At 73.3% G+C, this 6,355-nt stretch carries 9 protein-coding genes; 6 read left to right on the forward strand and 3 right to left on the reverse strand.

Annotated elements, in window-relative coordinates; genetic code table 11:
• A partial coding sequence (locus GTW43_RS05545; RefSeq protein WP_161300494.1) for an aldehyde dehydrogenase family protein occupies positions 1-571 on the forward strand: 571 nt, incomplete at its 5' end.
• 16 nt (positions 572-587) lie between these two features.
• Positions 588-1,670, forward strand: coding sequence for a Zn-dependent alcohol dehydrogenase (locus GTW43_RS05550; protein ID WP_161300495.1), 1,083 nt, complete (start codon positions 588-590; stop codon positions 1,668-1,670).
• An 87-nt stretch (positions 1,671-1,757) separates the two neighbouring features.
• Here the strand turns inward: GTW43_RS05550 and GTW43_RS05555 are convergent, their stop codons facing one another.
• Both GTW43_RS05555 and GTW43_RS05560 read right to left on the reverse strand, forming a co-directional pair.
• Entirely contained in the window at positions 1,758-2,465 is a 708-nt protein-coding gene (locus GTW43_RS05555; protein ID WP_161300496.1) for a winged helix-turn-helix domain-containing protein, read from the reverse strand.
• Between the two features lie 134 nt (positions 2,466-2,599).
• Entirely contained in the window at positions 2,600-3,262 is a 663-nt protein-coding gene (locus GTW43_RS05560; RefSeq protein WP_161300497.1) for a TetR/AcrR family transcriptional regulator, read from the reverse strand.
• A 77-nt stretch (positions 3,263-3,339) separates the two neighbouring features.
• Here GTW43_RS05560 and GTW43_RS05565 point away from each other — a divergent pair, with 77 nt between their 5' ends.
• The 3 genes from GTW43_RS05565 (at position 3,340) to GTW43_RS05575 (ending at position 5,594) form a co-directional block, all read left to right on the forward strand.
• Positions 3,340-4,491 (forward strand): acyl-CoA dehydrogenase family protein, encoded by a 1,152-nt coding sequence (locus GTW43_RS05565; protein ID WP_161300502.1) that lies wholly within the window; start codon positions 3,340-3,342, stop codon positions 4,489-4,491.
• Positions 4,492-4,552: 61 nt separating this feature from the next.
• Complete coding sequence (locus GTW43_RS05570) at positions 4,553-4,843, forward strand: YiaA/YiaB family inner membrane protein (protein ID WP_161300498.1); 291 nt, start codon at positions 4,553-4,555, stop codon at positions 4,841-4,843.
• Between the two features lie 97 nt (positions 4,844-4,940).
• Positions 4,941-5,594 carry a TetR/AcrR family transcriptional regulator gene (locus tag GTW43_RS05575; protein ID WP_161300499.1) on the forward strand — a complete coding sequence of 218 codons (654 nt, stop codon included), beginning with the start codon at positions 4,941-4,943 and terminating at the stop codon, positions 5,592-5,594.
• 20 nt (positions 5,595-5,614) lie between these two features.
• Here GTW43_RS05575 and GTW43_RS05580 read toward each other — a convergent pair whose 3' ends face one another.
• On the reverse strand, positions 5,615-6,076 hold the full coding sequence (locus tag GTW43_RS05580) for a MaoC family dehydratase (protein WP_161300500.1): 462 nt from the start codon (positions 6,074-6,076) through the stop codon (positions 5,615-5,617).
• A gap of 113 nt (positions 6,077-6,189) precedes the next feature.
• On the opposite strand from GTW43_RS05580, the gene GTW43_RS05585 reads away from it, so the two are divergent.
• A partial coding sequence (locus tag GTW43_RS05585; RefSeq protein ID WP_161300501.1) for a MerR family DNA-binding transcriptional regulator occupies positions 6,190-6,355 on the forward strand: 166 nt, incomplete at its 3' end.

Genomic DNA, 6,355 nt, shown 5'->3' on the forward strand with positions numbered 1-6,355 from the left:
TAACTCCGGCCAGACGTGCAGCGCCTGGACCCGCATGCTGGTCCACACCGACCAGTACGACGAGGCCGTCGAGCTCGCGGGCACCGCCGCCGCCAAGTACGCCGACCGCATCGGCCCGCTCGTCAACGCCAAGCAGCAGACGCGCGTGCGCGGCTACATCGACAAGGGGGTCGAGGAGGGCGCGCGGATCGTCGTCGGCGGCACCGAGAACCCGCATGACAAGGGCTACTTCGTGGCCCCCACCGTCTTCGCGGACGTCACCCCGGACATGACGATCGCCCAGGAGGAGATCTTCGGCCCCGTCGTCTCGCTCATCCGTTACGAGGACGAGGAGGACGCCCTGCGCATCGCCAACGGCACCGTGTACGGCCTCGCCGGCGCCGTCTGGGCCGGTGACGCGTCGGAGGCCGTCGCCTTCGCGCGCCGCATGGACACCGGCCAGGTCGACATCAACGGCGGGCGCTTCAACCCCCTCGCCCCGTTCGGCGGCTACAAGCGCTCGGGCGTCGGGCGCGAGCTGGGCGCCCACGGCCTGACCGAGTACCTCCAGACCAAGTCCCTCCAGTTCTGAGGAAGTCGATATCCCCATGGTCCGCGCCGCAGTACTGCCCGCCGTCGGCTCCCCGCTGGAGATCACCGACATCGATCTCCCCGAGCCGGGGCCCGGCCAGGTCCGTGTCCGGCTGGCCGCCGCCGGGGTCTGCCACTCCGACCTGTCCCTGACCGACGGCACGATGCGGGTGCCGGTCCCCGCGGTCCTCGGCCACGAGGGCGCGGGCACCGTCGTCTCGGTCGGCGAGGGCGTCACCCACGTCGCCCCCGGCGACGGCGTCGTCCTCAACTGGGCCCCTTCGTGCGGGCGTTGCCACGCCTGCTCGCTCGGCGAGGTCTGGCTCTGCGCCGACGCGCTGACCGGCGCCGGCGACGTGTACGCCACGCGGTCCTCCGACGGCAGCGACCTGCACCCCGGACTGAACGTCGCCGCGTTCGCCGAGGAGACCGTCGTCGCCGCCCGCTGCGTCCTGCCCGTGCCGGACGGCGTCCCGCTCATCGACGCCGCCCTGCTCGGCTGCGCCGTCCTCACCGGCTACGGGGCGGTCCACCACGCGGCGCGGGTGCGCGAGGGCGAGACCGTCGCGGTGTTCGGGGTCGGCGGCGTCGGCCTCGCCACGCTCCAGGCCGCCCGGATCGCCGGTGCCCCGACGATCGTCGCCGTGGACGTGTCGCCGGAGAAGGAGGAACTCGCGCGCCGCGCCGGTGCCACGCACTACGTGGTCGCCTCCGAGAACACCGCTCGCGAGATCCGCGCACTCACCGGCCGGCAGGGCGTCGACGTGGCCGTGGAGTGCGTGGGCCGCGCCGTGACGATCCGTACGGCCTGGGAGTCCACCCGGCGCGGCGGCCGCACCACGGTCGTCGGCATCGGCGGCAAGGACCAGCAGGTCACGTTCAACGCCCTGGAGCTGTTCCACTGGGGCCGCACGCTCTCCGGCTGTGTCTACGGGAACGCGGACCCGGCCGTGGACCTGCCCGTCCTCGCCGGTCACGTCCGCGCGGGCCGCCTCGACCTGGGCGCGCTCGTCACGGACCGGATCACGCTGGACGGGATCCCCGCGGCGTTCGAGACCATGAAGGCGGGCAAGGGCGGCCGCGCCCTCGTCGTGTTCTGACGGTGCCGCCGGGCCGGGCGGGCGGCCGGTGCCGGTACGGAGACACCGGTCCTGGGCCCCGTGCGGTCGGCCCGGTCCGGCACGGGCTCAGTCCGGCGCCGACACCCCCAGCTCGGCGCGCAGCACCCGGGCGCCGAGCGTCGTGACCCGTACCGCGCGGCCCGACCCGATCCGCTCGATCCAGCCGGCGGCCAGCGCATGACCGCACAGGGCGGCACCGGCGGCGCCCGCGAGGTGCGGCCGGCGCTCCGTCCAGTCCAGGCACCTGCGCACCAGGGGCCGTCGCCCGCCCCCGCCGAGCGGTACCCCGAGTCCCCGGAACCAGCTCAGCCCCGCGTCGGTCAGCGCGAACCCGGCGTCGACCCGCAGCAGCCCGCGCTCCGCCATCGCGTCGGTCAGCGTGATCCCGAGCCGTCCGGCGAGATGGTCGTAGCAGGTGCGCCCGCGCGCCATCGCGTCCCGCGCCGACGCCGCGCCGAGGGTGCGGGGCCGCTCCCCGCCGTCGGGCGCCGCGTACCCCGCGAGGCTCTCCACGAGCTGCGCGACCTGCGCGTCGGCGAGCCGCAGGTACCGGTGTCTGCCCTGCCGTTCCTCCGCGAGCAGGCCACCCGCGACGAGCTTGCCGAGGTGCTCGCTCGCGGTGGAGGGCGCGACGCCCGCGTGCCGGGCGAGCTCACCGGCCGTCCAGGCCCGCCCGTCGAGCAGCGCGAGCAGGCAGGCGGCCCGGGTCTCGTCGGCCAGCAGCGCGGCGAGGGCGGCGAGCCGCGGTGCGCCGGGTTCCTTGGAAGCAGCCATGTCTCCAGGATGGGCCCGCGACCGTGCGGCCCGCACCGAAGGGTCGTCCCGCGGGGTCGTCCCGCGCGGCCGGGCCCGCGACGCACGGACCGGTGCCGACCGATGCCGACCGGCGTGGTCCGGCGGCCGTCGGGTCAGTGCGTCGTGCCCGCGGTGAGCTGCCCGTACTGGACGGCGAGCCCGTCGAGCAGCGCCGCGAGGCCCGTCTCGAAGGCCCGCTCGTCGACCTGCTCCTGTCGCTCGGCGAGCAGGTGGGCCTGGCCCAGGTGCGGGTAGTCGGCGGGGTCGTACGCGTCCTCGTCGTCCACGAAGCCGCCCGCGAACGAGCCGAGCGCCGAGCCCATCACGAAGTACCGCATCAGGGCGCCGATGGAGGTGGCCTGCGCGGGCGGCCACCCGGCGTCGACCATCGCCCCGAACACGGCGTCGGCGAGCCGGAGTCCCGCGGGCCGGCGGCCGGGACCCTGGGCGAGGACGGGCACGATGTTCGGATGCTCGCGCAGCGCGGCGCGGTAGGAGACGGCCCAGTCGTGCAGCGCCGCGCGCCAGCCGGGCCGGGTGCCGTCGGCCGCGGGCTCGAACATCGACAGGTCGACCTGAGCACTCACCGAGTCGGCGACGGCCTCGAGGATCTGGTCCTTGGTGCGGAAGTGGTTGTACAGGGACGGGCCGCTCACCCCGAGCTCGGCGGCGAGCCGCCGGGTCGAGACGGCCGCGAGGCCCTCGGCGTCGACGAGGGCACGCGCCGCGTCCACGATGCGGCCGGTGCTGAGGAGGGGCTTGCGCGGTCGGGCCATGCGGCACATAGTAGGGCTGTCAGCGATAAACTAGCAGTGCTAATTAAGTAGTGCTGATCCACCGGTGGGAGCAGGCCATGGACCTGGGGCTGAGCGAGGAGCAGGCGGCGGTCCGCCGGCTCGCCGAAGACTTCGTGGACCGCGAGATCGCGCCGCACGTCGTGGCCTGGGACCGCGCCGAGGAGGTCGACCGCTCGATCGTGAAGAAGCTCGGCGAGGTCGGCTTCCTCGGCCTGACCCTCGACGAGGAGTACGGCGGCTCCGGCGGCGACCACCTGGCGTACTGCCTGGTCACCGAGGAGCTGGGACGCGGCGACTCGTCGGTGCGCGGCATCGTCTCCGTCTCGCTCGGCCTGGTCTCCAAGACGATCCAGGCCTACGGGAGCGAGGAGCAGAAGCGGGCCTGGCTGCCCCGGCTCGCCGCGGGCGATGCCCTCGGCTGCTTCGGCCTGACCGAGCCGGGCACCGGCTCCGACGCGGGGAACCTGGCGACGCGGGCCGTGCGGGACGGCGACACGTACGTCATCAACGGTTCCAAGATGTTCATCACGAACGGCACCTGGGCCGACGTCGTCCTGCTCTTCGCCCGCTCGACCGACGCCCCGGGCCACAAGGGCGTCAGCGCCTTCCTCGTCCCCACCGACACCCCCGGCCTCACCCGCCGCACCATCCACGGCAAGCTCGGCCTGCGCGGCCAGGCGACGGCCGAACTGGTTCTGGAGGACGTCCGCGTCCCCGCCTCGGCGATGCTCGGCCCCGAGGGCAAGGGCTTCTCCATCGCCATGTCGGCGCTCGCCAAGGGCCGGATGTCGGTGGCCGCCGGCTGCGTCGGCATCGCCCAGGCGGCCCTCGACGCCGCCGTCGGCTACGCGGGCGAGCGCGAGCAGTTCGGCAGGTCCATCGCCTCGTACCAGCTGGTGCAGGAGCTGATCAGCGACATCGCCGTGGACGTGGACGCCGCGCGCCTGCTGACCTGGCGCGTCGCCGATCTCATCGACCGCGGCGAGGACTTCGCGACCGCCGCGTCGAAGGCGAAGCTCTACGCGTCCGAGGCCGCCGTGCGCTGCGCGAACAACGCCCTCCAGGTCTTCGGCGGCTACGGCTACATCGACGAGTACCCGGTCGGCAAGCTGCTGCGCGACGCCCGCGTCATGACCCTGTACGAGGGCACCAGCCAGATCCAGAAGCTCATCATCGGCCGCGCGCTGACCGGGGTCTCGGCCTTCTGAGTACCTACCTAGGTAGCCGAGCGGATGTGACGGGCGGCACATCCGCTCCATGCTGTCCCGCATGAGTGACACATCGGTCAAGCAGCGCAACACCACCGCCTACTACGGTCAGGCCGTCGCATCCTTCGCTGTCGCGCTCGGGGCGACCGGCATCGGCATCTACAGCCTGGACGCCAGCGGCTGGGTGCGGGCCTTTCTGGCGATCGCCGTCCTGTACCTGACGACGTCCGCCTTCACGCTGGCCAAGGTCGTCCGGGACCGCCAGGAGGCCGACCAGCTGGTCAGCCGGGTCGACCAGGCCCGCCTCGACAAGATCCTGGCCGAGCACGACCCCTTCAAGCCGATCGCCTGACCGGGATCGCGCCGCCCACGACGACCTGGCCTAAGCGCTCGCTCACCCGGGCGGGTATGGTGAGCCCTCACACCCCACGGGAGGAGCGAGCGCAGCGATGACGCACGACGAGCGGGCCGACGGCCAGGCCGCGGACGAGATGCCGTGGGGCGAGGTCACCCCCGACGCGGCCCGGCGACTGCTCGTCGCCGCGGTCGAGGCCTTCGCGGAGCGCGGCTACCACGCGACGACGACCCGCGACATCGCCGGCCGCGCCGGCATGAGCCCCGCCGCGCTCTACATCCACTACAAGACCAAGGAGGAGCTCCTCCTCCGGATCAGCCGCATCGGGCACGAGAAGGCGCTCGCGGTGCTGCGCGCCGCGGCCGACCTCGAGGGCACCGCGGCCGAGCGGCTCGCCGAGGCGGTGCGCTCCTTCGTGCGCTGGCACGCGGGGCACCACATGACGGCGCGCGTCGTCCAGTACGAGCTCGACTCGCTCGGCGAGGAGCACCGTCCGGAGATCGTGGACCTGCGCCGGCGCAGCGACGCCACGGTGCGGGAGATCATCGCCGACGGGGTCGCGTCGGGCGAGTTCGACGTCCCGGACGTGTCCGGCACGACGATCGCGATCCTGTCGCTGTGCATCGACGTGGCCCGCTGGTTCAACGAGCAGGGCCGCCGTACGCCCGACGAGGTCGGCGCGCTCTACGCCGACCTCGTGCTCAGGATGGTGGGGGTCGCCGATGCGGGCGACCGGGCCCGGGCCTGACCCCGGGCCGCCCGGCGGCGTCAGAGGTAGTAGCGCGACACCGACTCGGCGACGCACACCGGCTTGTCGCCGCCCTCGCGCTCGACGGTGAACGCCACGGCCAGCTGGACGCCGCCCGGCACGTCGTCCACGGACGTGATCGTCGCGGTCGCCCGCAGCCGCGAGCCGACCGGGACCGGGGCGGGGAAACGCACCTTGTTCGTCCCGTAGTTGACGCCCATCTTCATGCCCTCGACCGCGATCAGCTGCGGGCCGAACAGCGGCAGCAGCGACAGGGTCAGGTACCCGTGCGCGATCGTCGTGCCGAACGGGCCGTCCTTGGCGCGCTCCGGGTCGACGTGGATCCACTGGTGGTCACCCGTCGCCTCGGCGAACCGGTCGATGCGCTCCTGCGCGATCTCGACCCAGTCGCTGTACCCGAGCTGCTCCCCGACGGCGCCCTTCAGCTCGTCGACACTCTTGAAAACCCGCGGCTCCGCCATGTTCAGTGGCCTCCGTCTGCGTACGATCCCGATGCTCACATGGATGTCTAAGCGCTTGCTCAGTGCTCTGCGCATGCTAACAACGCAACCGCGCGCGGGCTAGGCTCGGACGGGTGCCGCAGATTCCCGAGAAGATCCACGAGCTCACCGTCGGCCAGCTGTCGGCGCGGAGCGGCGCCGCCGTGTCCGCGCTGCACTTCTACGAGTCCAAGGGGCTGATCCGCAGCCGGCGCACCGCGGGCAACCAGCGGCGCTACTGCCGGGACACCCTGCGCCGGA

The sequence above is a fragment of the Streptomyces sp. SID5785 genome, assembly GCF_009870065.1.
Lineage (GTDB): Bacteria > Actinomycetota > Actinomycetes > Streptomycetales > Streptomycetaceae > Streptomyces.